Origin of the sequence: Streptomyces sp. NPDC047841, assembly GCF_040704085.1 — a bacterium.
Taxonomy (GTDB): Bacteria; Actinomycetota; Actinomycetes; order Streptomycetales; family Streptomycetaceae; genus Streptomyces; species Streptomyces argyrophylli.
The window spans coordinates 45,870-70,684 of record NZ_JBEYRP010000030.1; the positions used below are offsets into that span (position 1 = coordinate 45,870).

Below are 24,815 nucleotides of genomic sequence, written 5' to 3' on the forward strand. Positions count from 1 at the left end.
GGAGCCGGGGTGGAGCCGGGGTGGAGCCGGGACCCGCCCGATCGGCGGGTGCGGGACGAGCGGGTCCCGGTGCTGGTGGGGGTGTCACGCGGTGGCGCAGGCGGCCCCGTTGAGGCTGAAGCCGGAGGGCTTGGCGAACGTGCCGCCGTAGCTGCCCTGGAACCCGAAGGACACCTGACCGCCGGGCGCGATCTGCGCGTTGTAGGGGAGACCGGTCGCCGTGACCGCCCCCGAGGACGGCGTCACGGTGGCGCCCCAGGCGCTGGTGATCCGCTGCCCCGCGGGCAGGGTGAAGGCGAGCTGCCAGCCGCTGACGGGGGAGGAGCCGGTGTTGGTGACGGTGACCTCGGCGGTGAAGCCGCCCTGCCAGACGTTGGTCCCGTACGCCACCTTGCAGGCCGCCGGGCTCCCGGGGCCGCCCGGACCGCCGCTGCCGGTGTCGACCGTGGAGGAGAACGAGTTCACGGCCAGGCCGGCGCCGTTCTGCCAGGGCTCGAAGCCCGCCTGCACGCTGGTCAGGTACCAGCTGTCCTGCGCGAGCCCGCGGGACACGGCCTGCCGGACGAAGTCCATGACGTCGAAGCTCCAGCTGGTGATCGCCGACGGCGCGACGAAGGACAGCACGTCGTTGCCGCCGTTGTTGCCGGACCACACCTGCCACTGGCGCCCGGCGACGGTCGCGGTGCCGACCTGCGAGCCCACCGGCTGGATGGAGCCCACCTTGTTGAACCACACCATGATCTCGGTCTTGTTGACGCCGTCGGTGCGGGGCGTGGGGTCGAGCCAGATGTCGTACGCGGCGTCGTACACCGCGTTGCTCACATAGCCGTAGGAAATGCTGGTCGGCGCGCGGGAGATGCTGCTGAGCCGGGCCGGGAGGTTCGTGCCGGGCGAGCAGTTGGTGTAGTGGCAGCCGTTGAAGACGGACGGGTAGGACTTCGGGGCGCCGTTCGTCGGGACCGAGCCATCGGCCTGGGTGACGCGGAATCCGGAGTCCGTGACGCCGATGCACTGGGTCTCGGCGGTGCCCCAGCGGTTGTTCTGGACGACGTAGCGGTCCTGGATCGTCGTCGAGCCGTACTGTTCGCAGATCGTGGTGTCGGCCTGGGCGGCGGGAGCGACGGCGAGCAGCGCCGCCAGGGCGGCGAGCGCGGTGAGCAGGGCGCCCAGCAGGCCGCGCGCTCCACGGGCAGGGTGCTTGTACGGTCGCATGCGGGTCCTCTCCATGACGGTGAGGGGAGTTCGGGAGCGCTCCCGGGCGCAACTGGATGGGAGCGCTCCCATTCCCTCCGTTGGGCAGGGACTGTAGGGAGAGTTCATGTCCCTGACAAGGCTCCGTGCGAGGCGAGTGTCGAAGAAGTCTCGAAACCGCAGGTGGAGGCGGTCCGGCCGGCACGGGCCCCGTCAACTGGGAGCGCTCCCGAAAACCGGCCCTGCCGCAGGGCGCCCGGCATGCCCGGCGGCCCTACGCCGACTCGCGCACCACCAGCTCCGTACGGAGGATCACGTGCCGCCACGCCACGGGCGACTCCTCCATCTCCTCCAGGAGCAGCCGCACCATGGCCCGCCCGATCTCCTCCAGCGGTTGGCGCACCGTGGTCAGCCGCGGCTCGGTCCGCTCGGCCAGCGGGAAGTCGTCGAAACCGATTACGGCGACGTCCTCCGGCACCCGGCGTCCCGCCGCGCGCAGCGCCTCCAGGGCGCCGGCGGCGGTGGTGTCGGAGGCGGCGAGCACACCGTCGATGTCCGGGTGCCGGCCGAGCAGCCGGGCCATGGCGCGCCGGCCGCTCTCCGCGGTGAAGTCACCTTCCGCGACCCAGGACTGCGGGGCGTCCAGCCCGGCGTGGGCCAGGGCTTCACGGTAGCCGCGGAGCCGGCACCGGGTGACGTACATGTCCAGCGGCCCGGTGATCGTGGCGATCGTCCGCCGGCCCTTGTCCAGCAGATGGGTGACCGCGCTGCGGGCGCCGCCGACGTTGTCCGCGTCGACGTAGCTGACGTGCTCGTCGGCCGAGCGGCGACCCAGCAGGACGGTCGGCAGCCGGGCCTCGGCGAGCATGTCCGGCAGCGGGTCGTCGGCGTGCACGGACATCATCAGCACCCCGTCGACCCGGCCGCCGCGGGCGTACTCCAGGAAGCGCTCCCGTTCGGTGTCCGAGCGGACCAGGGTCAGCAGCAGCTGCATCCCGGTGTCGGTCAGGGCGTCGCCGAGCGAACGGACGATCTCCGAGAAGAACGGCTCCGCGAACTTCCGCCAGTCCGGCTCCGTCATGACGAGCGCGACGGCGTCGGCCCGTCGCCCGGCGAGCGAACGGGCCGCGAGGTTGGGGACGTAGCCCAGCTCCGCGATGGCCTGCTGCACGGCCCGGCGTGTCGACTCCTTCACACCGGCCGCGTTGTTGACGACGCGGGAGACCGTGCCCCGGCCCACTCCGGCGTGAGCGGCCACCTCCTCCAGCGTCGGCGAGCCAGGGTGCCGCTTGCCCATGACCACCTCCCCCAAGAGATCACCGATATTACGGGCCCGGCGACGGCGGGCCCACGGAAAGTTTCGAACGGGCCGCCGGACGGGCGCCGTGACCGGTCACCCCTCGGCCCGCTCCCCGGCCCACCCCGCGCCCCTCCGCTGGGCATATGTCATATTGCGGGTAATCCCGACGAAAGGCGTGTCATGAAGGTCGCAGTCATCGGTGGTACCGGGCTGATCGGGTCGCGGGTCGTCAGGAACCTCAGGGCCGCTGGGCAGGAGGCGGTGCCGCACTCGCACTCCACCGGGGTCGACGTCATCAGCGGCCAGGGGCTCGACGCGGCAGTGGCGGGGGCCGACGTGGTGGTGAACACGACGAACTCCCCGACCTTCGACGCGGACTCCCCGGCGTTCTTCCAGACCTCGATGGACAACCTCCTGGCCGCGGCCCGCGAGGGCGGCGTCGGCCACATCGTGATCCTCTCGATCGTCGGCGTCGACCGGGTGCCGGAGCTGGACTACTACCGGGCCAAGGTGCTCCAGGAGGACATCCTCGCGGCCGGTCCCGTCCCGTACTCGATCGTCCGGGCCACGCAGTTCATGGAGTTCATGGACGACGTCCTGTCCTGGACCACCGACGGCGACACCGTGCGGCTGCCCGCCACGCCCATCCAGCCGATCGCCGCCGGGGACGTGGCCGACGCGGTGGCGGAGGTCGCCATGGGCGCTCCCCTGAACGGCATCCGCAACATCGCCGGTCCCGAGGTCTTCACCCTGGACGAGCTGGGCCGCACGACCCTGTCCCGCAAGGGCGACCGGCGCGTCGTCGTCACCGATCCGACCGCCGGCATGTTCGCCGTCGTCCGGGGGGACGTGCTCACCGATCCGCACGCCCGGCTCGCCCCCACCCGCTACGAGGACTGGCTCTCCTGACCCGCCCCCGCCCCCGCCCCCGCCCCCGCCCCCGGTGCCGGACCGGGACGTCAGATGCCCAGGACGTCCAGGAGGGCCGAAGGGTCCGGTTCCGGGGCGCCCTCCAGCCGCTGCTCCGCCCAGATGACCTTGCCCCGCGCCGCGTAGCGCGTCCCCCACAGGTCCGCGAACCGGGAGACCAGGAACAGCCCGCGGCCGCCCTCGTCGGTGCTGGCCGCGCGCCGCAGCCGGGGTGAGGTGCTGCTGCCGTCCGCCACCTCGCACACCAGGGTGCGGCCCAGCAGCAGCCTCACCCGCACCGGCGGGGCGCCGTAGCGCAGCGCGTTGGTCAGGAGTTCGCTGAGGATCAGCTCCGTGCCGAACGCCGTCTCCTCCAGCCCCCACTCGGCGAGCCGCCGGCTCACCTCGCCGCGTACCCGGGGCACGGCCTCCACGTCGAAGGGGACGTCCCAGGTCGCGACGCACGCCGGGTCGAGCAGCCGGGTCCGGGCGACCAGCAGCGCCACGTCGTCGCTGGGATGCCCCGGCAGCATCGTCTCCACCAGGGCGCGGCACGTCTCCTCGGGCGTCAGGCCGGCGTCGGCGACGGCCGAGGACAGCATCGCCAGGCCCTCGTCGACGTCCCGTCCACGGTTCTCGATCAGCCCGTCGGTGAACAGGACGAGACGGCTGCCCTCGGCCAGCTCCAGCTCACCGGCCTCGAAGGGATGACCCCCCACCCCCAGGGGCGGCGACAGCGGGAGGTCGGGGAAGGACACCCGGCCCCGCGGGTCCACCACGGCCGGCGCGAGGTGCCCGGCGCGCGAGAGGGTGCAGTGCCCGCCGACCGGGTCGTAGACGGCGTAGAGGCAGGTGGCACCGGTGAGCGGCACCTGGTCGTCGTCGGCGGTCTCGGTCTGGGTGTCCAGCCGCGTCACCATCTCGTCGAGATGCCCGAGCAGTTCGTCCGGCGCAAGGTCCAGCGAGGAGAAGTTCAGCACGGCCGTGCGCAGCCGTCCCATGGTGACCGCGGCCTGCAGCCCGTGCCCCACGATGTCCCCGACGACCAGCGCCACCCGGAAACCGGGCAGCGGGATCACGTCGAACCAGTCGCCGCCCACGCCGGACTCCGCCGGCAGATAGCGCGAGGCGACCTCCAGCGCGTCCTGGTCCGGCAGGCCCAGCGGCAGCAGATTGCGCTGGAGCGTCACGGCCAGCGCGTGCTCACGGGAGTACCGGCGCGCGTTGTCGATGGCGACGGCGGCGCGGGCCACCAGCTCCTCGGCCACGGCGACGTCCTCCTCCTCGAACCGGGGGGAGCCCGCACCACGCCAGAAGTTGACCATGCCGAGGACCACCCCGCGCGCCCTGAGCGGCACCGTGATCAGCGAGTGGATGCCGTGGTCCAGCGCCTGTCGCGCTCCCTGCGGGTCCTGCGCCCGCCAGTCCCCGGCGGAGCGCAGGTCCGGGACCACGACGGCCTTGCCCCGCCGCAGCGCCGCCGCCATCGGCGTGTCGGCCGCCAGGAACCGGATCACCTCGCCCACCGCCTGCAAGGGGTGTCCGCCCCGCGTGGCCCGCATCGCGGTACGGCGCATCTCGCGGACCGCGCTCGTGGGCTCCTCGCCGCGCAGCACGGAGTCGAGGAGCTCCACGGTGACGACGTCGGCCATGCGGGGGACCGCCACCTCGGTCAGCTCCTCCGCCGTACGCCGTACGTCGAGTGTGGTGCCGATCCGCACGCCCGCCTCGTACAGGAACGACAGCCGGCCGCGCGCCACCTCGGCCTGCCCGGTGAGCGCCCTCAGCTCCGTGGTGTCACGGAAGGTGGCGACCAGCCCCTGGGCGCCGCCGTACGGGGCGGTGGGCCGGGTGTTCACCGCCAGCAGCCGGTCCCGGGCCGGGACGACCTCGTCGGACGCCGTCTCGCCCGACAGCAGCAGCCGTGCCAGGCCCGGCCCCAGCCGCAGCTCCCGCACGTGCCGCTGGTCGGCGTCGCCGGGCAGGTCCAGCAGCCGGCGCGCCTCGTCGTTGGCCAGCAGCACGCACCCGTCGCCGTCGACGATCAGCACGCCCTCGCGCACCGCGTGCAGCACGGCGTCGTGGTGCTCGTACATCCGGGTCATCTCGGCCGGCCCGAGACCGTGGGTCTGCCGCAGCAGCCGGCGGCTGACCAGTGCCGCGCCCCCGGTCGCCAGCAGCAGCGCCCCCGCCGCCATGCCGAGCAGCATCGGGAGCTGCTGGTCCAGCACCTGGCCGACGTTGCTGTACTGGATCCCGGCGGTGACCACGCCGACCACGCGCCTGCCGGGGTCCATCACCGGTACGACCGCCCGCACGGCGTCGGAGGGCCGGCCGTGGAACGCCTCGGTGTACTCCTCGCCCATGGCGGCCCGGCCGACGCCCCCGGCCTTCGTGCCGATCAGGGCGGGGTCGGTGTCGGTGATCCGGATCCCGCGCCGGTCGACGACGCTGACGAAGTCGACACCGGACCCCTTCGTCACCTGCTCCGTCGCCGGCTGCAACTGGGCGGCCGGGTGCGGCGACCGCAGCGCGAGCGCCGTTCCGGGCGCGTGCGCGAACGTCTCCGCCACGGCCAGGGAACGGTCCGCGGCGGTGCGCTGGGCGTCGTACCGCCCCTGCACCGCCAGGGCGGTGGCGCCCGCCGCCACCAGCAGCAGCATGATCAGCGCCTGGAGCACGAAGACCTGCGCGGCGAGCGTGCGGACGCTCAGCGACGGCGGAAGACGGCGTCTGCGTGGCGGCCAGAGCCCGCGGCCCCGCGCCCGGCCGGATGACCCCCGTGAGCCGGGCAGCGCCGCGCCTGCCCGTGGCCAGCGGGAACGTCCGCTCATCTCCCTTTTCTAGCACTGCGCCGCCACGCCCGGCGACCGGTGCGTCCGCCGATGGGGGGCGGGGGCGTGCGGCCGGCGCCGGTGCCGGGCTGCGGGCGTCGTCGTGCCGAGGTGAGCGGACACCTGGGCTGTGATGTGGCCGCCGGTGCGGGCGTGCGTGCGGGGGGTGTGTCACGGGCGGCGCGGCGAGCGGGGGCCGGGGCTGTTCCGCGCCCTGCCGCGCCGGCCGCGTCAGCCAGGCCGGCCCGTGAGCGCCCGGTACGCGCCGGGGCGTGCCGCCCGCCGGCCGGGGGCCCGTCACGCGGCCCGTGTCACGAAACGCCGGGTGACGGCCGGGGCCGCGGCCATGATGTCCGGCCGAGGGTTCACCTCCGGGCAGCTCGGCAGGACGGAACCGTACCGTCGGCGATCAGTACGCCGTGCACGCCCCGCAACCGTCCCTCCGGGTCGGCCGGCGACCACTCGGGGGTCGGCGCCGGTGGCCGCGGCTCGAGGGTGGTGCGGGCGACCCCCCGACCCGTCGGCGGGTTCGCGCTCCGGCGGCAGACGGCTCCCGGCCGGGTGGCGCCCGGCGAGGATGCCCTCGCGCGGCTTCCCTCCGGTACGTCGACGACAAGGAGTCGAGGCCCGTGGCGGAACATGCCGCTGAGTGGAGCAATCACGGCGCGTCGCGGCCGCGCGCACCAGGCTGGACGTCTTGTCGAGTTCCTGTGACAGGAGTCCGTGTGCGAAGACCACGTATGCCGAGGTACGGACATACCGGTCGGGAGCCGGAGGACGGAGCCGGTGCGCGGACGCGGTTGTCGGCCCCTCCGGCATGGATGCGGTGGCTGCCGGCCCTGTACGTCGTGGCCCTTCTGCTGCTGGAACCGGCGACGCCCGTGGAGTGGCCGGTCAGTTTCATGCTGATCGCCCTGCCGCTCGTGGCCGCCTTCGCCCACGGCCCGGCCGCCGTCGGCGGCGCCACCCTGTTCGCCGTCGTCCTGGAAGGCGTGCTGGCCGGTACCCCGTGCTGCGCGGGCCGCGAGGTCGGCTACCTGTGGGACCGCCACTACGTGGCCTCCTACGTCTGCACCGGACTGGTCGGCGTCCTCGGCATGATCCTGGCCGCGCACCGCGTCCGCCGTGAGCGCACCCTGGCCGACGTACGCTTCGTCGCCGACATCGCCCAGCGGGTCCTGCTCCGGCCCGTTCCGCACCAGATCGGCAACCTCCACCTGGAGAGCCTCTACCGGTCCGCCGCCGCGGAAGCCCGCATCGGCGGCGACCTGTACGAGGCCGTCCCCACCCGGTACGGCGTCCGGCTGCTCATCGGAGACGTCCGGGGCAAGGGGCTGCTCGCGGTGGAGACCGCCGCGGCCCTGCTCGGCGCGTTCCGCGAGGCGGCGCACGACGAACCCGCCCTGCCCGCCCTGGTCGACCGGGTCGAGACGAGCATGAACCGCAGGGCCGTGCTGCTCGGCGGCAGCGAGGTGGGCGAACGGTTCGTCACCGCCGTCTTCGCCGAGATCCCCCTCGGGGAACCGCTGATCCGCGTCGTCAACTGCGGCCACCCGCCCCCGGTCCGCATCCGCTCCGGCGAGGTGTGCGAACTGGACAGGGGCCGCTCGGCGCCGCCGCTGAACCTCGGGGTGCTGCTGGGGGAGCCGTACCACGTCGACGCCTACTCCTTCCGGCCCGGTGACCAGCTCCTGCTGTACACGGACGGCATCACGGAGACCCGCGACGCGGCCGGCTCCTTCTACCCGCTGCTCCAGCGCCTGCGTTCGTGGAGCTCCCTGCCGCCCCGGGAACTTCTGGAACGGCTCCGCCAGGACCTGCTGGCCTACAGCGGCGACCGCTTGCAGGACGACATCGCGGCGCTCGCCGTCCGCCTCCCGGCCGGCGAATCCGTACCGGCCGCACCGCCGCCCGGCTGAGAACCGAGCGCTGCACCCCGGGCCGCCACCGCGGGCTCCTGGTAGCGCACCCTCACGGTCGGCGGGCCGGGCCCGGGTCACCGCCGGCCGGCAGCAGCCGGAAGCCGTCCGCGTCCGGGCAACCCCGGCCGCCGCCCAGCCGGGCGTCCGGCGACCAGCGCTGCACCGTTCCCCCGTGCCGGGCGAGGCCGGCCGGCGTCCGGTCCGGACCGGAGGGCACGGCACCGGCCGGGTCGGCGTCCCGCACCGCCCCGGCGAACCGGCGGGTCTCCCGCTCGATCACCGCGCGGTAGGCGTCGTACGGCAGAGGATGCCCCGCCCCGCTCGTCGCCGCCCTCTGCCGCCGCCGTTCCGCCCTGGCACGGATGCCGGTCCCCTCGTCCCGAAGGCGCATCGACGCGGCCGGGTGGCGTACCGGCGCGGGACGGAACCGGGGTTACGGAACGCGGGCCACCGCCGCGTAGATCCCGCTCCCCTCCGGCACCGCGTCCGTACCCGACACGCCCCACTCCGTGGCGGTCACCAGGCCGGGCGGCACGAGATCCAGGCCGTCGAAGAAGCGCTCCACCTCCGGGCGCGTCCGGAAGCCGAGCTGGATGCCGCCCTTGGCGTACTCGGCGGTGACCTGCGCGGCGAGTTCCGGATAGAGGTCGGACGCGGCGTGCGACAGCACCAGGTGACTGCCCGAGGGCAGCGTGGCGACCAGGTTCCGGACGATTCCGTGGGCGTCCTGCTCATCGGTGATGAAATGCATCAGCGCGATCAGCGACAGCGCGATCGGCCGGTCGAAGTCCAGGACCCGGCGGGCGTGCCGGACGATGGAGTCCGCCTCCCGCACATCGGCCTGGATGTAGTCGGTGACGCCCTCGTCGCCGCTGATCAGCAGCGCCTCGGCGTGGCGCAGGACGATCGGGTCGTTGTCGGTGTAGACGACCTTCGCCGACGGCACGATCTCCTGGACGATCTGGTGGAGGTTGGGCTGGGTGGGGATGCCCGTACCGATGTCCAGGAACTGGTCTATGCCCTGCCCGGCGAGCCAGGCGGCGGCCCGGTGCATGAACTGCCGGTTCTGCCGCGCCGCGTCCCGCGCCTCGGCCGGCAGCCGCACCGCCACGGCCTCGTCGACCGGGTAGTTGTCCTTGCCGCCCAGCAGCCAGTCGTAGACCCGCGCGGGATGCGCCTTGCTGGTGTCGATCTCCAGGGGCGCCGGTGAATCGGTCGTCATAGCAGCTCCGTTGCGCGGGATGAGCGGTTCAGGCCATGTGTTCGATCATCCTACTCACGCCCTCCACGTGCCTCGCGCCCTGCGGGGAGCGGGAGTTGGGCCGACGGCCGGCCCCGCGCCCCGGCGACTTCGGGTCACCGGGGCGAAAACCGGGGACCCGAAAGGCCGTTGCGCGATAACCTCGGGGAGTGACGGTGCGGTACTACCTGTACATCAGCGACGCCAAGGTCGACATGCTGCTCTCGCAGATCGACCCCGACTTCGGCCGCAGGAGCACCACCGAAGCCGGCGTGAGCCTCAAGCTGTTCAGCGCCAGGCGCAGCGTCGAGTCACCGGCGCCGGACCGGACGGCCAGACTGGAGCGCGTCCTGCGGCACCTGGACGAGACCGGGCAGACCGGATCGGTGGACGACCCGGGACCGTACTTCCGCGGCACCGTGCCCATGCAGTGGGGTCCCCTGGACGCGGGGAACGGCACGTCACTGGTGTACTTCGGCGGCCGGACCGAGCGGACGGTCCTGGGCCTCGGCGGCGCCGGCGGCCATGTGCTCGGCTCGAGCGCCCCGCAGGCCCAGGAGTTCGCACCCTCCTCCGTGCCGACGCTCCTGGCCGGTCTGGCCTCGGCGTTCGCCGCGGACAGCGCGGCGCCACCCGCCGACGAGCGGTCCCTGGCCTGGGTGCACACCGCCGGGCGCCTGCTGCGCGGTCCCCGGCAGCCCGTGGAGTTCGTCGCCCGGCGCCTGCTGTCCGGCCCCAGCCCCTATCCCGAACTCGACGCCCGGCCCGGCATGCGGGTACTGCTCGGCAGTCCCCTGTACGTGGCCCTGGCCGACTGACGGCACGGCGATGACCCTCGGCACCTGGCGGCCCGGCGCGGTGGTCCTCGACTTGTACGAGGTGCTCGACGACGTGCGCGGCGGCGGCATGGGGGTCGTGCAGCGCGTCCGCCACCGGGGCTGGAACGTGGACCTCGCGGTCAAGACGCCCCGCCCGGAGCTGGTCGCCTCCGAGGCGGGCAGGCGCCGGTTCGAGGCCGAGGCCGGCACCTGGGTGGGCCTGGGGCTGCACCCGCACACCGTCAACTGCGCCTACGTCCGCACGGTGGACGGCCTGCCCCGTGTCTTCGCCGAATGGGTCGACGGCGGCAGCCTCGCCGAGGCGGTCACCGGCGGCCGCCTCTACGCAGGCGGTCCCCGGGCCGCGCTCGCGCGCGTGCTGGACATCGCCGTCCAGACCGCGTGGGGCCTCCAGCACGCCCACGACACCGGCCTGGTCCACCAGGACGTCAAGCCCGCCAACGTCATGCTCGAACCCGGCGGAACCGCCAAGGTCACCGACTTCGGACTGGCCGGAGCGCGCCCGGCGGGAACCGGCGGGACGCCCGCCGCACCCACCGCCGTCACCTACGGCGGCATGACGCCGGCCTACTGCTCCCCCGAGCAGGCCCTCGCTGCGGCCGGGCGCCGCGAGATCCGGCTGACCCCCGCGACGGACGTGTGGTCGTGGGCACTGACCGTGCTGGAGATGTTCACCGGCCGCCGTCCCACCCGGCACGGCCAAGCCGCCGCGGCGGTACTCGAAGCGCTGCTGGACGCCGGCCGGACCGACCCCCGCCTGCCGCCCGTGCCCCCGGCGGTCGTGGGACTGCTGCGCCAGTGCTTCATGACGGACGTGGCGGCGCGGCCGGCCCGGCTGGACGAGGCCGCCGACGTCCTGCGCGACGTGTACGGCGACCTCACCGGCACCCCCTTCCCGCGGCGAGCCCCGGAGGCGGCCGCCCTGCTGGCGGACGGGCTGTCCAACCAGGCGCTGTCCCTGCTCGACCTCGGGCGCACCGAGGAGGCCGAGGCGCGCTGGCGGGAGGCGATGACGGCGGAACCCCACCACCTGATCACGACCTTCAACTTCGGCCTGCACCGCTGGCGCACGGCACGGAAGACCGACGCCGACCTCATCGCCGAACTGGAGTCGGCCCGCGAGGTGGGCGGGGACGACGTCCTGGGCACGCGGCTGATCGGCCTGGTCCACCTGGAGCGCGGCGATCGAGAGCGCGCCGCCGGACTGCTGCGCCCGGCGGCCCCGGACACACCGGCCCCGGACGCACCCGACCAGGCCGAGACCGCGACCGCGCTGGCGGAGCTGGCACGCGATCCGGGGACGCCCCCCGTGGTCCTCGCCGGCCACGAGGCCGGTGTGAGCGCGGTGGCGGTGACGGCCGACGGGGCCCTGGTGCTGTCCGGCGACCATCGGGGCGGCCTGCGGGTGTGGGACACGTCGAGCGGCCGCTGCCTGCGGGAGCTGACGTCCGAGGGGCCGGGCGTCCTGGCGACCGCCGTGGACGCCGAGGGGCGGGTCGGCCTGGTCGGACGCGAGCAGGGTCCGCCGGAGGCATGGGACCTCAGGCACGGCGAGCGGCTCCCCCTGCCGCGGGGCCCGGTCGCCCCGGGCGTCAGGATGGTCGCGCTCAGCGGTGACGGGTCGGTCGGCGCCACCGGGCACGCGGACGGCACCCTGTGGTTCTGGCACCCGCGCACGGGACGGCTCCTCGGACCCGTCCACAGCCAGGTGGAGCGGATGACCGTCCTGGAACTCAGTGACGACGGCGCCGTCGCGCTGACGGCCGGTGACTTACGGGACGACAAGATCCGCCTGTGGGACGTCGCCACGGGCGCGTGCGGGGCGGTCCTCACCGAACGGCGGGCCGATCCCCTCCGCTCGGCCTGGGGCGGCTTCGTGCGCGGGGCCGCCGTGGCCCCGGGCGCGCGGTACGCCGTGCAGGTGTGGGGCGGGCCGATGGTGCTGTGGGAGGTCCGGACCGGACGGATCGCCGCCCAGGTGACCCACGCCCTGACCGATGTCTCGGCGCTCGCCCTCACACCCGACGGCTCCCTCGCCGTCGTCGGCGGCGGTCACCCGCTCCAGGTGGTGCAGACGGCGACGGGCCGCTGCCTGCGCACCCTCGACGAGGGCACGACACGGCACGTGCACCGGCTGGCGGTGAGCGCCGACGGCCGCCACGCCGTACTGCCGATGTCGGACGGCGTCCGGATCAGGGTGCAGCCCCTTCCGGCTGCGGGCTACCGTGCGCCGTGGGCCTACGCCCGGCCCCGGGCCGCCGGTGAACTGTCCGACCACGCCGGACGGTTCCGGGCGGCGGTGCGCGAGGGCGAACGGCTCCTCGGCGAAGGCCGCTACGCACGGTCGGCCGCCAGTCTGCGCACCGCGCGGGCCGTGCCCGGCCACGCGCGCCATCCCGACCTGCTGCACGCGTGGAACGCGCTCGGCCGGCACGGGCGCCGTACCGGACTGCTCGGTGCGTGGCAGACGTTCGAATTCACCGGACGCCTCGCCCGCCCTTCGGCGCTCGCGTTCGCCGGGGACACGAGCCTGTTCCTCGCCCCGCTGCCCGACGACAGGTTCCTGCTGTGCGACGCCGCCGACGCACGGCAGTACCGTGTGATCGCCTCGCAGGCGACGGCCGACATGGCCCTGTTGATGACCGGAGACGGCACCCGGGCCTTCGTGCACGGCCGGGGGGAGGCCGCCCTCCTCGACCTGCGGGACGACAGCACCGTCACGCTGCCGCACGACGGCGTCGGCGCCGTGGCACTGGCCGGTGACAGCGCGTGGCTGCTGACCGGCGACGACGGCGGACACCTGTGCCGCTGGGACATCGAGGAGCTGACGAGGCGTCAGGAGGGCGCGAGACCGTCCCCCGCGTTCCGTGCCCACCAGGGAGCGGTGGGTTCGGTCGCGATCGGCCCCGACGGCCGGTACGGCGCCTCGAAGGCCTTCGCCGGTGCCGAGGAGGACCGGAGACAGCGCTACGACCAGGACGAACTCTGCGGCTGGGACCTGGCCTCAGGGCGGCGTCTGTGGCGGCACACCGGGCGCCCGGACGGAACCGGCCTGCGTTTCACCCCGGACGGCCGGACCCTGCTGGAGTACGGCCACTTCAGCGTGCGCTCCTACGACGCCGCGAGCGGCCGTCCGATCCACACGGTGGACGGCCACTACAGCATCAAGACGCTGGTGACCACCGTAGACGGCCGGCGCGCGGTGATCGCCGGGTACGGGACCCTGGCCGTCCTCGACCTGGTCACGGGCCGCGTGCTCCAGGACATCGCCGACCCCGGCTTGATCAACGCCCTCACGCTCACCTCCGACGGCCGGTTCGCCCTCGCCGGCCTCGCCCACCAGGAGGTGCACGTCTGGGACCTCGAACAGGGGCGGCGGCTGCGTGTCCTGGCAGGGCACCGGGAACAGGTCTTCGGCCTGGCCCTCAGCGCCGACGCCCGCCACCTGCTGGCGGCCGGGCTGGACTCCGTGCGCTGCTGGGAACTCGACTGGGACTACAGCTGGTGACATGCCGTCGTCCGTCACCCTGACCCCTCGCGGCGCGCCCGCGGCCGCCGCGTACGTCTTCACCCACCGCACCACCTGCCTGGTCGGCCGGGCGAGCGAGTGCGGGATCCGGCTGGCCCGCACCGAGACGAAGGCCTCCCGGCACCACTGCCTGCTCGACGTGAACCCCCCGCACCTGCGCGTGCGGGACCTCGGCAGCCGCAACGGCACCTATGTCAACGGCGCACGGCTGGCGCCGGGGCCGGCCGGGCGGGACCTGGCCGACGGCGACGAGATCCGGGTCGGCGGCGCGGTACTCGGCGTCTCCGTCCGGGCGGAGGAGCCCTCGCCCGCGCACACCGGCGCGCCGGACCCCGTCGACGCGCTGCACACGCTGCTCGACGCGGCCGACGCCGGAGAGCCGGAACTCGCCGGCATCCGCGGCTACCGGCTGCTCCAGGAACTCGGCCGCGGCGGCCAGGGCGTCGTCCACCTCGCGCGGAACGAGGAGACCGGTGAACTCCTCGCCCTGAAGACCCTGCCGGCCTACCGCGCCGTCGACCCCTCCGCCCGCGACGGCTTCCTGCGCGAGTTCGCCTGCACGCGCGCCCTGCGCCATCCCCACGTCGTCGCCTTCCACGACGGCGGTGTGCACGGCAACACCTTCTACTTCACCTGCGAGTTCTGCCGGCTGGGCAGCGTCGCCGACCTCGTGGCCCGCGCCGGCGGCAGACTTCGCGTCGACCAGGCGGTGGGCGTGACCCTCCAGGCGCTGCGGGGACTGCGCTACGCGCACGCGGCGGAGGTGCCGGTACGGCTGGCCGACGGGACCTCGGTGACGTACCGGGGACTGGTGCACCGCGACATCAAACCGCAGAACCTCCTGCTCACCGGCGCCAGGGACCACGCGACCGTCAAAATCGCCGACTTCGGCCTGTCCAAGGCATTCGACAGCGCCGGGCTGTCCGGTCACACCCTCACCGGCGCGATGGGCGGCAGTCTGGCCTTCATGCCGCGGGGCCAGGTCATCGACTTCAAGTACGCGCTGCCGGAGGTCGATCTGTGGGCGGTGACGGCCTGTCTGTACTGGATGCTCACCGGTTCGCCCCCGCGGGACTTCCCGCCGGACGCCGATCCTGTCGCCGTCGTCCTGCACGAGCCGGCCGTGCCCGTACGCGAGCGGCTGCCCACGCTGCCCCGCCGCCTCGCCGCGGTCATCGACGCCGCTCTCGTCGACGAGCCCCGTATCGCCCTCACCACAGCGGCCGACCTGGCACGTGCCATCCGGCAGGCGCTGTGAACGGGTCACCGCCCGCGGCCGGGTGCCGTGACGGGTGCCGCCCCGACGCGGTGTCCGCGGCTGTGCGGCGGACGTGGCATCGGGGCGACGGTGTCCGGCCGGGGGCGGGACCGGGGCGGCCGGCCGATCAGGGCTGGGCGGCCAGTTGGAAGCTCTGGGCGCCGGAGCCGTCACAGGTCCGCTGGGTGAGCTGGACGCTGTCGGCGGCCGTGGCGGACGCGGTCAGGCACTTCCCGCTGTGCCGGGCGGTGAAGTGGTACCGCCCGGTGGCCTCCTTCACCGGCAGCCACTGCTGGTTGGTGCCCCCACCGTAGGACCACAGCTGCAAGGGCGCGTTGTCGGCCGTGGAACGGTCGACGACGTCGACGACCTGCTGCGGGTTGCCGCGAGCGGCGATGCGCGTGTAGCCGCTGTCGGTGGAGCGGAACTGGAACTGCTGTGCCGTGGTGGAGTTGCAGGTGTACTGCTGGACGACGGTCCCGTTGGCCGTGCCGGCGGCACGCGCGTCGGCACACGTTCCGTTGCCGGTGTTGCGCAGCGTGTACCAGGCGGTCTCGGAGATGCCGTCCGTGGGCGGCTGGGACGAGGCCGCCCCGCCCAGCCACTTCAGCCCGTCCAGGACGAACTGGTTCTGCGTGGCGCTGGCGAAGGTGGACGACAGGGCCGTGTTGGTGTCGTAGTTCATCGCGTTGTGGCCGAAGTTCGCGTACAGCATCTTGTACTTGGTGTTCGTCCACAGGATCGGGTAGTACCCGCTGTACCAGGTCTGGTTGGGGTCGGTGCCGAGCGGGAAGCTGCTGGGGTCGACGGAGGCCAGGATCTTGATGTCGGGGTTCTGCCGCAGGTCGTTGGACCAGCTGTACCACTCGCTCACCGAGGAGGTGAAGGTGGCGGGCAGGTTCCGGGTCGAGGGGTGCGTACGGTCCTCCACGCGCAGGACGGCCGTGGTCGGACCCCAGGTGTTGGAGCGGAAGTTCCCGCTGCCCAGGAACTGGTTGTGGTACCACGGCCAGCTCTGCGCGTCGGTGGTGAAGGCCGAGACGTGGAAGCCCATCCAGGCGCCGCCGCCCCGCATGTACTGCTCGAAGCCCGCCCGTTGGGCGGCCGACTGGGGCAGGTCGTCGAGGAAGAGGACCACCTGGTAGCTGTTGACACCGCCGTTCGCGAGGAGGTCCCAGTTGTTGCTGGCGGTGTAGGTGAAGCCGTTCGCCGCCGCCTGCTGCGGGAACCACTGGTTGGCTTCGTGGACGAAGCTGATGTGTGCGGCGTCCCAGGTGCCGTTGTACAGCGCCAGCACACGGAACGGCTCCGCGGCCGGCGCGGCCTGGGCGGGTGGCTGCGCCGTCAGGCTGACCAGCGCCGCGAGGAGAAAGGCCAGCCACATGGGGATGCGTGCCGCGCCGGATCTCACCTGTTGCATCCGATGCTCCCTTCTCGGCCGGGCCCGGAACGGGGGCCAGGCATGAGCGAAGGCGTTCATGAACGTGAGTGCTGGTCGTATGCGTAGATGCTGCTGGCCGGTGAACCTAAAGGTCTGGACCACACCCGTCAAGAGCTGACGACAAGAAAGTCCCTGGAGGACCAGGTGCGTTAAGCATGTGTAGCCAACGGGACCGGGGGAGGCGCCGCTTCTCCCGTCGGCCCGCGGCGGTCCGGGCGCGTGTCCAGACCCGTGACCCGGATGGCGTAGCGAGGAAATGATTCGGCGGGTGAATCAGCAGGCAGGAGGCGTACCGGGCCGTCGCGGTACGTGAGCATGGACGCGTGCCCCGGGCCCGGGCGCCTGCCGCTTCCCTTCTCCCGCACCCCACGAGGAGTTCGTCGTGCGTGTCCGTCGTCAGCTGACCAGCACCCTCGGTGCCTTCGCCCTCGCCTTCGCCTTCCTGGGCGCCGGCACCGTCACCGCGACCCCGGCGGCCGCCGATCCGTGCGGCTTCTACGAGACCGGCTCCGACGCCTACTACAACCACTGCACCTCCGACGGCTCCCACGTGGTGATCAAGGTCGAGGTGGCCCTGGCGCCCGACTACGAGCGGTGCGTCGCCCCGGGCCGGACCTGGCTGGGCTCCGCCACCAGGATCCAGGGCGCCTATTACACGGGCCGCACCTGCTGACACCGGCGCGGCGCCCCGGCCCAGTGTTCTCCGAGCGCACCGGAACCGTCCCGTGAGTGCACTCTCACGCGGGTGCCGGCCGGCCTGCCACCGCAAGGCCGGCAGCTCTTCCGTGCGCTCGGGGACCAGGGGTGGTGCGCTGTGAGGCAAGCGCCGGGCGTTCACCCGCCCCGGCGGGGCCGCCGGCGCGCCCCGCCCCTCCGTACCGCCCCCACCTGGCGGTTCCCGCGGCCTCCGGCAAGGTCTTCCGCACCTTGTCGAAGATTTGGGCCGCCCCCTTTCACGGCTTGTAGAAAGGCCGGGTGCGTGGGAGGGAGACGCCATGGGCGGCGAATCGGAGGAAGGCACAACTACGGCAGACGCCTGAAAGCCACACCCGGCACCCCTGGGTGAGCCAACCCTACGAATGGCTCGCTCAGCCCAAGCAACAAGGTAGGGACGCCTGAGCCACCACCTCCCACCGCCGGCCGCACCCGCCGGCCCGTGCTCCATACCCCGCCGCCGCGTGGCGGACCGAACCGTCGTGGGCCCTGATGGCCCCGGTGCGGCCCTCCCAGATGCACAACGGGCCCCGCACCGCAAGGATCGCTTGTGAGGCGTGTGTGCTCGGTGCCGATGTGCGGCGCGCACCCACACGTCATCGGTTGCTCGGCATCCGCGCGAGCTGGGGGAAACGCCCGTTTCGGCGCTCCGACCGGATCATTGCCATGTTGATCAAACACATCCTGAACCGTTCTCCGCAGTCCCCTCAGCCGGCGGCGCACCCCACCGCCACGGCGGCCGCCGGCGGGCCGACGGTGACCGCGGCCGACTGCGGCCTGCTGCTCCTGCGGCTGACCTTCGGCCTGTTCATGGCCGCGCACGGCGCTCAGAAGGTCTTCGGTCTCTTCGGGGGCGGCGGCCTCACCGCGACCGGCAGGGCCTTCGCGTCCCTGGGATTCCGCCCGGGCAAGCTCTTCGCCCTGATCGGGGGACTGTCCGAGCTGTTCGGCGGTCTCGGCCTGGCCCTCGGGCTGCTGACCCCGCTCGCGGCCGCCGCCCTGATCGGCGTCATGATCAACGCGATGGTCACGGTGACCGCCGCCCACGGCCCGTGGGACACGGACGGGGGTGTGGAGTACAACGTGTCGATCGCTGTCGCCGCCCTGGCCGTCGCCGCCATCGGCCCCGGCCGGCTGGCCGCCGACCGCTTCTTCCGCTGGGGCAGGGGCGGCTGGACGGAGGCTGCCGTCGCCCTCGGCCTGGGCGGCATCGGAGCCGCCCTCTCCCTCAGCTTCTAGGCCGGACACCCACAGACGCCCTCACAGAGGGGTGAGCAGCCCTGCCGGCACAGGGCGCGCATAATGCGGGGACAGATCGTCAGCGCTGTGGTTACGATGCGGGGGATGAAGACCTTCTCCTCGTACGGATTGGGGGAATCGTCCGCGCAAGGTGAGTGCTGATGGCACATCACTTCGCGAACGACATCCCGTCCCGCCTGTCGATGTGGCAGCGCGTGCGCGAGTACGCCGTGCCACCGTCCATGATCGAGACCGCGACCGCGCGTCGTGCGGTCGGCGACTGGTCGGGGGCCTGCGCCGCCGCCCGCGTCGACGTCGACCTCGATCTGCGCGCCGTGCGCAACCGCCGCGGCACCGATGCCGCCGCTCGGCTCCGCGCGGATCTGCGCCGGCTGGCGCCGGATCTGCTCCGCTGGCACATGCCCCGGATCGCTCCCGACGGACGGCTCCGGCCCGGCCTCACCCTCTGCCTCGCCCGGTACGGCAGTCCGGGCGGCACACCGCTGCACCTGGTGGTGCGGACACCGCCGGCCTGGGCGGACGCCGGACAGCGCCTGTCGCTGACCCTGTGGGAAGGGCCCGGAAACACCGTCCCGGGGCACCACCCGCACCCCTACCCCGACCGGCGCCACCGCCTCGACCTGCACCGGCACCTGTGGGACTCCGGACGGAGCGGCGAACTCGCCCGGCGATGCGGCGCGGACGGCGCACCGCCGCTGCCGCCGCCCGGCCGCTCCGGCGGAACGCGTCGGCCGGCCCCGCCGGATCTCCGGGACCGCCCGGATGATCCGGGTGGTCCGGACCGGCCCGGCGGCGACGACGCCTCGTGGGCGGTCTCCCGCTGGGCCGCCGAGGCGGAACTGCTGCTGCGGGCCGAGGGCCGCCACCCTCGCGGCGCCTTCACCGTGCGGCTCGGCGCCCGCGACCGCGCCGTGCTCGAACTCGTCGCACCCGACGACAGCCACGCCCCGGCGTTCCGGCCGCTGCGGGAGCCACTGCCGTCCCAGCAGGTCGCCGCGCTTCCCGTGCTGCCGGAAGCGGCGGCCCGCGTCCTGCCCGACCTGGAGCTCCTGCGCGCCGGGCTCATCACGGCCGGTCGCCTGCATCCGCTCGTCGCCGCGGCACTGGCGGAGCGGAGCCCGGCCACGGCGGCCGGACCGGCGCCCGGTCCCGACGACCCGCACCGGGTGCGGTGCCGGGGCGAGATCCACCGCATCGAGCCGCGGGACGGGGTGCTGACGGCGAACGACCACGATCCGGGCGAACTACGGCGGGAAGAGCTGCTGGTGGCGCTCGGCGGGCCGGCGCTGCCCTGCCTGCGGGCCATCGACGCGGTGCACCGCAGCCCGCAGGCACTGCCCGCGGTCCGGGAGCGGCTCCTGCACGGTGACGTCACCGGAGCGCTGACCGTGGTCGAGGGACTCCTCGGCCCCGGCGCCCTCCTGCCCGACGGGCCGCTCCGGCGGGAACTGGAGTCGGCCGCGACCCGACGCGTCGACCACGGTCTCTTCCGCTCGGGGCTGGTCACCGTGCACCCCGCCGCCCGTACCGCCGCAGGCGGCGACGCCTCGGACGCGGGTCACCGCCCCCGGCCCGACCGCCGTACCCCGCACGCCCTGCTCGGCAAGCGGAGCAGCCGGGCCCGGCCACGCACCGGCCTCATGCGCTGACCGGCCATCCTCCGCTCAGCCCACCCGGCCCGCCCACCTCACCCGGCGGTGCCCCATGCCCTCACGACCTTTGGACGGGCCCTCCCGTTCCCCAGCCCACCCAGGTGATGCCCATGACCTCCAGCACCGTCCAGCGGACCGCGGTCCCGGCCGCCGGTGCGCCCGCACCCCAGCCCGCCGGCCCGTCCGGCCCCCGCGCCCGGCTCGCCGTCGCCGACGACCTCCTGTCCCTCCTGCGGACCACCACCACCGAGCCCCGCCCCGACGACCAGCTCGCGGCACTGACCCTGGCCGTCGCGGCCGACCTGCCCGTCCTGCTCTGGGGCGAACCGGGCATCGGCAAGACCGCGGCCCTGACACAGCTCGCCGACTCCCTCGGCCTGCCGCTGACGACCGTGATCGCCAGCGTCCACGAGCCGTCCGACTTCTCCGGGCTGCCCATCGTGGGCGAGGACCCGGCGGTGCGGGGTGTGCCGATGGCGCCGCCGCAGTGGGCCGTGGAGCTGGTGCGGGCCGGACGGGGGCTGCTGTTCCTGGACGAACTGTCCACCGCCACCCCCGCCGTCCAGGCCGCACTGCTCCGGGTCGTCCTGGAGCGGAAGGTGGGCGCCCTGCAACTACCGCGAGGCGTACGGGTCGTGGCCGCCGCCAATCCGCGCGCCTCCGCGGCGGACGGGTGGGAGCTGAGCCCGCCGCTCGCCAACCGGTTCGTGCACCTGCACTGGGTGCACGACCCGGAGGTGGTGGTGCGCGGGCTCGGCGGGGTCTGGCCCCGGGCCGAGCTGCCCCGGCTGGTGCCCGAGCGGCTGCCGGAAGCGGTGGCCCACGCCCGGCGCGCGGTCTGCGGCTTCCTGCGGGCCCGGCCCACGCTGATCCACCGGCTGCCGGGCACGGAGGCACGGCGCGGCGCCGCCTGGCCCTCGCCCCGCAGCTGGGACGCCGCGCTGACCCTGCTGGCCTTCGGTACGGCGGCCTCCGTCTCCCGCGAGGTGCTGGCGCTGCTGGTGCGGGGCGCGGTGGGGGACGGCCCGGGGCTCGAACTCCTCGCCCACCTGGACCGGATGGACCTGCCGGACCCGGAGTCGCTGCTGGCCGACCCCGCCCGCGCCGAGCTGCCCGAGCGGGGTGATCTGCGCCAGGCGACGCTGGAGGCGGTGGTGGCCGCCGTCGGAGCGCGGCCGGAGCGGCAGCGGTGGGAGGCGGGCTGGGCGGTACTGGTCCGGGCCCTGGAGACCGGCGCCCCGGACCTGCTGGTGGCGCCGGCGACGACGCTGGCGGCGCTGCGGCGCGACGACTGGGAGGTGCCGGAGGCGGTGGAGCGGCTGGCCGGGGTGGTCGGCCTCGTCCGGCGGGCGGAAGAGTCCGTGGGACGGACCACGGCGGCCGGCGCCGGGCGTACGACGGGGACGCGCCGGTGACGGGGGCCGCCAAGCGCCCGGTGCCGCTGCCGCGTCCCCTGCCCCGGCCCGCGCCGCCCCGCCCGGTACGGGCCACGGTGCCGCCCGAGCCGACCGCCTCCGGCGGGCCGTACGACCGTCCCGGGCTGCCGCTGGACCAGGAGAAGCTGCTCGCCGCCCGGCTGCACGCGGTGCGGGTCCGCCCCTACCTGGCCGCCGCCCTCTTCGCGCTGCACGTGGTGGAGGACCGCTCGGTGCCGACGATGGCGGTGGACGCGCACTGGCGCTGCTACGTCTCACCGGGGTTCGTGGCGCGCACCCCGGTGGAGGAACTGGCGGGCGTCTGGGTGCACGAGGTCTCCCACCTGCTCCGCGACCACCACGCGCGGGGCGAGCGGTACGCGCGGGAGCACGAGGAGCGCGGGCCGGGCGAGCGGGGCGGGACGGGGGCCCGCCGGGCCGGGAGCCGCGAGCGGCTACGGCGGAACATCGCCGCCGACTTCGAGATCAACGACGACCTCTACGGCGACGGCCTGCCCCGGCCGGCCGGAGCGGTCCATCCGTCCATGCTGCGGCTGCCCGAAGGTCTGCTCATGGAGGAGTACCTGCGCACGGCGTCGCTGTCCGGGCTCACCGCGGACCTGGCCTGGCTGGACTGCGGCAGCGGTGCCGACGGGCAGGCCCGGCCGTGGGAGCTGGGACCCGACGGGGCGCACGGGCTGAGCAGGCAGCAGCGGGACGCCGTCCGCTTCCGGGTGGCCGAGGGCATCAAGGGCCGGCCCGGCCACGCGCCGGAGGGATGGCGCCGATGGGCCGAGGAGGTGTTCCACCCGCCGCAGCCCTGGCGGCAGTTGCTCGGAGCGGCGGTCCGCTCGGCGACGGGCGCGCCCGGGGCGGGCGAGGACCACAGCTACCGGCGTCCGTCCCGGCGCTCGGCCGGTGTCCCCGGAGTGCTGCTGCCGAGCCTGCGCCGCGAACCGCCCCGGGTCTGCGTCGTGATCGACACCTCCGGGTCGGTGAGCGACGCCGAACTGGGCAGCGCGCTGCTGGAGGTCGCGGCGATCGCGCGGGCCGTGGGCGGACGGCGCGACCTGGTCTCGGTGATCTCCTGCGACGCGGCGGCCGGGGTCGCCGTCCCCCTCTGCCGCGCCGAGAACCTCTCCCTGGTCGGCGGCGGCGGAACCGATCTGCGCTCCGGTTTCACCCGGGCGCTGTGCTCCCGTCCCCGCCCGGACGTGATCGTGGCCCTCACGGACGGACAGACCCCGTGGCCCTCCACCCAGCCGCCCTGCCGTACCGTCGTCGGCCTCTTCCCGCGCCCCGCCCACGCCGCGGACGAGAACGACCCCGACTACGTCCCGGACACCCCACCGCCCTGGGCACGGGTCGTGACGATCGGCTGAGCATGACCCTCAGCTTTCCGGCGGCGGCGGTGTCCCGGGCCGGGACCGGCCGAGGGTCTGTGCCGCGGCCTCCGCGAAGTCGTGGACGAGGGGCGAGCGCCGGGACGCCACCCACGCCAGGGCCACCTGGTTGGGTCCGATGTCCTCCACGGGCAGCGGGACCACGTCGGGACGGGTGTAGAAGCGGGCGGTGGACAACGGGAGCACGCAGACGCCCGCACCGGAGGCCACCAGTTCCAGTTTCTCCTCCACCTGGTGGATCGCGGGCACCCCGGGCCGCCGCCGCTCGCGCAGCTCCAGTGCCACGTCACGCCATTCGGGTACGGCGTCCGGGTCCTGGAGCAGGTGCTCGGGGGCGAGGTCGCCGACGGTCACCGACGCCCTGTCCGCCAGCCGGTGCCCGGCCGGCACCATGACGACTCGCGGCTCCCGGAAGAGCGGCCGCACCCGAAGGCCCCGCTGGTCGATGGGCAGCCGCACGACGCCGATGTCCGCCCGGCCGTCGTGCAGCACCCGCACCTGGTCGTCCCAGCTGGTGCGCAGCAGACGCACGTCGACGCCGGGGCGGCGGGCGGTGAAGAGCGCCGTGGCCGGGGTGACCGTGATGCCGGGCATGAACCCGATGGTCAGCGTGGGGGTGCCCCGCGCCGTCGTCCGCACCCGCCGCAGCAGCGCCTCGGCCGACGCGAGCAGCGGGACGGCGTCCTCCAGCAACTGCTCCCCGGCCGCGGTGAGCAGCGTGCCGCGCCGGTCCCGTGCGAAGACCTCGACGCCCAGGTCGTCCTCCAGGCTCCGGATCTGCCGGGACAGCACCGGCTGCGCGACGTGCAGCCGCTCGGCCGCGCGCCCGAAGTGCAGTTCCTCGGCCACGGCCACGAAATACCGGAGCTTCCGCAGGTCGACATCCACCCGGACTCACCGCTCACTCTCTCCGAGACCCTGTGGGACGATCGAGGCCGTCGCTTACGAATCTACCCGTCCCGGCCACGGCTCCGGCCGTCCGGGGCCGCGGCCGGGACGTCACGGACGGCGCCCGCCGCGTCCTCGCCGGGGTCACTCCTCGCCGGCGAGGACGGCCAGCGGGTCGGTGTGCGCGGGCGTCCAGCCCAGCTCGGCCTCGGCGCGCGCCGGAGTGAACCGCTGGTCCAGGGCGAAGGCGTCCGCGACCGGGCCCATCCGCTCACGGGCCTGCTCCAGGGTGAGGGAGGCGACCTTGCCGTCGAGGCCGACGGAGCGGGCCACGGCCAGCGAGCACTCCCTGGCGGTGGGGTTCACCCCGCCCACGCCGACGTACACCGAACCGGGCGCCGCCTTCAGCGCGGCGACGTACAGCTCCGCGATGTCGTCGACGTGCACCAGCGCCCAGCGGTTCGCGCCGTCGCCGATGTACGGAACGGCGCCCGCCTCCTTGCCCGGGACGGCGTAGAACATGTCGATCAGGCGGTTCTCGCCGCCGTACAGCAGACCGGGCCGCACCACGACGGGACGGCCGCCCTGCCGCGCGCGCCGCAGCACGGCGTCCTCCACCGGCGCGCGCCAGGCGACCAGGGACGGCGGGTTCCAGGGGGCGGTCTCGTCCACGACCCCGTCCGTGTCGCCGTGCACCCAGGTGCCGCCGGTGTGCACATAGGTGCCGCTGCCCACGCCGTCCTGCATGGCGCCGGCCGCCGCGAGGTCCTCGTCCCCGGTACCGGCCTGCGCCAGGTGGACGACCGCCTCCGCGCGCGCCGCCGCCGCGTTCAGCACACCGGGGTCGCCCAGCCCGCCGCGCACCGGTGTCGCCCCGAGGGCGGCGACGGTCCCGGCGGCGCGGTCGTTGCGGGCCAGCGCCTCCACGGTGTGCCCGTGGCGCACCAGCGCACTGATCGTGGCCTTGCCGATGTATCCGGATCCGCCGGTGAGGAAGATCTTCATGTCACGGCTCCTGTC

The 24,815-nt window shown here is 74.3% G+C and carries 18 protein-coding genes; 10 read left to right on the top strand and 8 right to left on the bottom strand.

The window, feature by feature from the left end; all coding sequences use genetic code 11:
* Window positions 1–84: 84 nt before the first annotated feature.
* Window positions 85–1,212, bottom strand: coding sequence for a cellulose binding domain-containing protein (locus AB0947_RS35470; protein ID WP_366754494.1), 1,128 nt, complete (start codon window positions 1,210–1,212; stop codon window positions 85–87).
* Between the two features lie 253 nt (window positions 1,213–1,465).
* Window positions 1,466–2,488 carry a LacI family DNA-binding transcriptional regulator gene (locus AB0947_RS35475; RefSeq protein ID WP_366754495.1) on the bottom strand — a complete coding sequence of 341 codons (1,023 nt, stop codon included), beginning with the start codon at window positions 2,486–2,488 and terminating at the stop codon, window positions 1,466–1,468.
* Between the two features lie 183 nt (window positions 2,489–2,671).
* Between AB0947_RS35475 and AB0947_RS35480 the strand changes: the two genes are divergently transcribed.
* Window positions 2,672–3,400, top strand: coding sequence for an SDR family oxidoreductase (locus AB0947_RS35480; protein ID WP_366754496.1), 729 nt, complete (start codon window positions 2,672–2,674; stop codon window positions 3,398–3,400).
* 50 nt (window positions 3,401–3,450) lie between these two features.
* Here AB0947_RS35480 and AB0947_RS35485 read toward each other — a convergent pair whose 3' ends face one another.
* A complete protein-coding gene (locus tag AB0947_RS35485) occupies window positions 3,451–6,063 on the bottom strand; it encodes a SpoIIE family protein phosphatase (protein WP_366754522.1) in 2,613 nt (870 codons plus the stop codon).
* 992 nt (window positions 6,064–7,055) lie between these two features.
* Here AB0947_RS35485 and AB0947_RS35490 point away from each other — a divergent pair.
* Window positions 7,056–8,153, top strand: a complete 1,098-nt coding sequence (locus AB0947_RS35490; protein WP_366754497.1) for a PP2C family protein-serine/threonine phosphatase — start codon at window positions 7,056–7,058, stop codon at window positions 8,151–8,153.
* A gap of 52 nt (window positions 8,154–8,205) precedes the next feature.
* Here the strand turns inward: AB0947_RS35490 and AB0947_RS35495 are convergent, their stop codons facing one another.
* Window positions 8,206–8,547, bottom strand: a complete 342-nt coding sequence (locus AB0947_RS35495) for a hypothetical protein (protein WP_366754498.1) — start codon at window positions 8,545–8,547, stop codon at window positions 8,206–8,208.
* 42 nt (window positions 8,548–8,589) lie between these two features.
* Complete coding sequence (locus tag AB0947_RS35500; protein WP_366754499.1) at window positions 8,590–9,378, bottom strand: SAM-dependent methyltransferase; 789 nt, start codon at window positions 9,376–9,378, stop codon at window positions 8,590–8,592.
* Window positions 9,379–9,566: 188 nt separating this feature from the next.
* Between AB0947_RS35500 and AB0947_RS35505 the strand changes: the two genes are divergently transcribed.
* The 3 genes from AB0947_RS35505 to AB0947_RS35515 are packed head-to-tail and all read left to right on the top strand — an operon-like array spanning window position 9,567 to window position 15,022.
* A complete protein-coding gene (locus AB0947_RS35505; protein ID WP_366754500.1) occupies window positions 9,567–10,214 on the top strand; it encodes an SAVMC3_10250 family protein in 648 nt (215 codons plus the stop codon).
* A gap of 10 nt (window positions 10,215–10,224) precedes the next feature.
* Window positions 10,225–13,743: a serine/threonine-protein kinase gene (locus AB0947_RS35510; protein WP_366754501.1), complete on the top strand. Its 3,519-nt coding sequence runs from the start codon at window positions 10,225–10,227 to the stop codon at window positions 13,741–13,743.
* Window position 13,744: 1 nt separating this feature from the next.
* Window positions 13,745–15,022 carry a protein kinase gene (locus AB0947_RS35515; RefSeq protein WP_366754502.1) on the top strand — a complete coding sequence of 426 codons (1,278 nt, stop codon included), beginning with the start codon at window positions 13,745–13,747 and terminating at the stop codon, window positions 15,020–15,022.
* 127 nt (window positions 15,023–15,149) lie between these two features.
* Here AB0947_RS35515 and AB0947_RS35520 read toward each other — a convergent pair whose 3' ends face one another.
* The gene (locus AB0947_RS35520; protein ID WP_366754503.1) at window positions 15,150–16,442 is read right to left on the bottom strand and encodes a ThuA domain-containing protein; all 1,293 of its coding nucleotides are present in this window, start codon (window positions 16,440–16,442) and stop codon (window positions 15,150–15,152) included.
* Window positions 16,443–16,845: 403 nt separating this feature from the next.
* Here AB0947_RS35520 and AB0947_RS35525 point away from each other — a divergent pair, with 403 nt between their 5' ends.
* The 5 genes from AB0947_RS35525 to AB0947_RS35545 all read left to right on the top strand — a co-directional run bounded on the left by AB0947_RS35525 (window position 16,846) and on the right by AB0947_RS35545 (window position 22,886).
* Entirely contained in the window at window positions 16,846–17,136 is a 291-nt protein-coding gene (locus tag AB0947_RS35525) for a DUF6355 family natural product biosynthesis protein (protein ID WP_366754504.1), read from the top strand.
* A gap of 707 nt (window positions 17,137–17,843) precedes the next feature.
* On the top strand, window positions 17,844–18,416 hold the full coding sequence (locus AB0947_RS35530; protein WP_366754505.1) for a DoxX family membrane protein: 573 nt from the start codon (window positions 17,844–17,846) through the stop codon (window positions 18,414–18,416).
* A 161-nt stretch (window positions 18,417–18,577) separates the two neighbouring features.
* The gene (locus tag AB0947_RS35535) at window positions 18,578–20,086 is read left to right on the top strand and encodes a hypothetical protein (RefSeq protein WP_366754506.1); all 1,509 of its coding nucleotides are present in this window, start codon (window positions 18,578–18,580) and stop codon (window positions 20,084–20,086) included.
* Between the two features lie 113 nt (window positions 20,087–20,199).
* The gene (locus tag AB0947_RS35540) at window positions 20,200–21,504 is read left to right on the top strand and encodes an AAA family ATPase (protein WP_366754507.1); all 1,305 of its coding nucleotides are present in this window, start codon (window positions 20,200–20,202) and stop codon (window positions 21,502–21,504) included.
* A 125-nt stretch (window positions 21,505–21,629) separates the two neighbouring features.
* A complete protein-coding gene (locus AB0947_RS35545; protein ID WP_366754523.1) occupies window positions 21,630–22,886 on the top strand; it encodes a VWA-like domain-containing protein in 1,257 nt (418 codons plus the stop codon).
* A 9-nt stretch (window positions 22,887–22,895) separates the two neighbouring features.
* Here the strand turns inward: AB0947_RS35545 and AB0947_RS35550 are convergent, their stop codons facing one another.
* Together AB0947_RS35550 and AB0947_RS35555 are read right to left on the bottom strand one after the other, a co-directional pair.
* The gene (locus AB0947_RS35550; protein WP_366754508.1) at window positions 22,896–23,795 is read right to left on the bottom strand and encodes a LysR substrate-binding domain-containing protein; all 900 of its coding nucleotides are present in this window, start codon (window positions 23,793–23,795) and stop codon (window positions 22,896–22,898) included.
* Window positions 23,796–23,939: 144 nt separating this feature from the next.
* On the bottom strand, window positions 23,940–24,800 hold the full coding sequence (locus AB0947_RS35555; RefSeq protein WP_366754509.1) for an NAD-dependent epimerase/dehydratase family protein: 861 nt from the start codon (window positions 24,798–24,800) through the stop codon (window positions 23,940–23,942).
* Between the last annotated feature and the right edge of the window lie 15 nt (window positions 24,801–24,815).

Excerpts from the sequence above, each read along its gene's own strand:
- AB0947_RS35470 (WP_366754494.1), bottom strand. The coding sequence starts at position 1,212 with ATGCGACCGTACAAGCACCCTGCCCGTGGAGCGCGCGGCCTGCTGGGC.
- AB0947_RS35475 (WP_366754495.1), bottom strand. The coding sequence starts at position 2,488 with ATGGGCAAGCGGCACCCTGGCTCGCCGACGCTGGAGGAGGTGGCCGCT.
- AB0947_RS35480 (WP_366754496.1), top strand. The coding sequence starts at position 2,672 with ATGAAGGTCGCAGTCATCGGTGGTACCGGGCTGATCGGGTCGCGGGTC.
- AB0947_RS35485 (WP_366754522.1), bottom strand. The coding sequence starts at position 6,063 with ATGCTGCTGCTGGTGGCGGCGGGCGCCACCGCCCTGGCGGTGCAGGGG.
- AB0947_RS35490 (WP_366754497.1), top strand. The coding sequence starts at position 7,056 with ATGCGGTGGCTGCCGGCCCTGTACGTCGTGGCCCTTCTGCTGCTGGAA.
- AB0947_RS35495 (WP_366754498.1), bottom strand. The coding sequence starts at position 8,547 with ATGCGCCTTCGGGACGAGGGGACCGGCATCCGTGCCAGGGCGGAACGG.
- AB0947_RS35500 (WP_366754499.1), bottom strand. The coding sequence starts at position 9,378 with ATGACGACCGATTCACCGGCGCCCCTGGAGATCGACACCAGCAAGGCG.
- AB0947_RS35510 (WP_366754501.1), top strand. The coding sequence starts at position 10,225 with ATGACCCTCGGCACCTGGCGGCCCGGCGCGGTGGTCCTCGACTTGTAC.
- AB0947_RS35515 (WP_366754502.1), top strand. The coding sequence starts at position 13,745 with ATGCCGTCGTCCGTCACCCTGACCCCTCGCGGCGCGCCCGCGGCCGCC.
- AB0947_RS35520 (WP_366754503.1), bottom strand. The coding sequence starts at position 16,442 with ATGCAACAGGTGAGATCCGGCGCGGCACGCATCCCCATGTGGCTGGCC.
- AB0947_RS35530 (WP_366754505.1), top strand. The coding sequence starts at position 17,844 with ATGTTGATCAAACACATCCTGAACCGTTCTCCGCAGTCCCCTCAGCCG.
- AB0947_RS35535 (WP_366754506.1), top strand. The coding sequence starts at position 18,578 with ATGGCACATCACTTCGCGAACGACATCCCGTCCCGCCTGTCGATGTGG.
- AB0947_RS35540 (WP_366754507.1), top strand. The coding sequence starts at position 20,200 with ATGACCTCCAGCACCGTCCAGCGGACCGCGGTCCCGGCCGCCGGTGCG.
- AB0947_RS35555 (WP_366754509.1), bottom strand. The coding sequence starts at position 24,800 with ATGAAGATCTTCCTCACCGGCGGATCCGGATACATCGGCAAGGCCACG.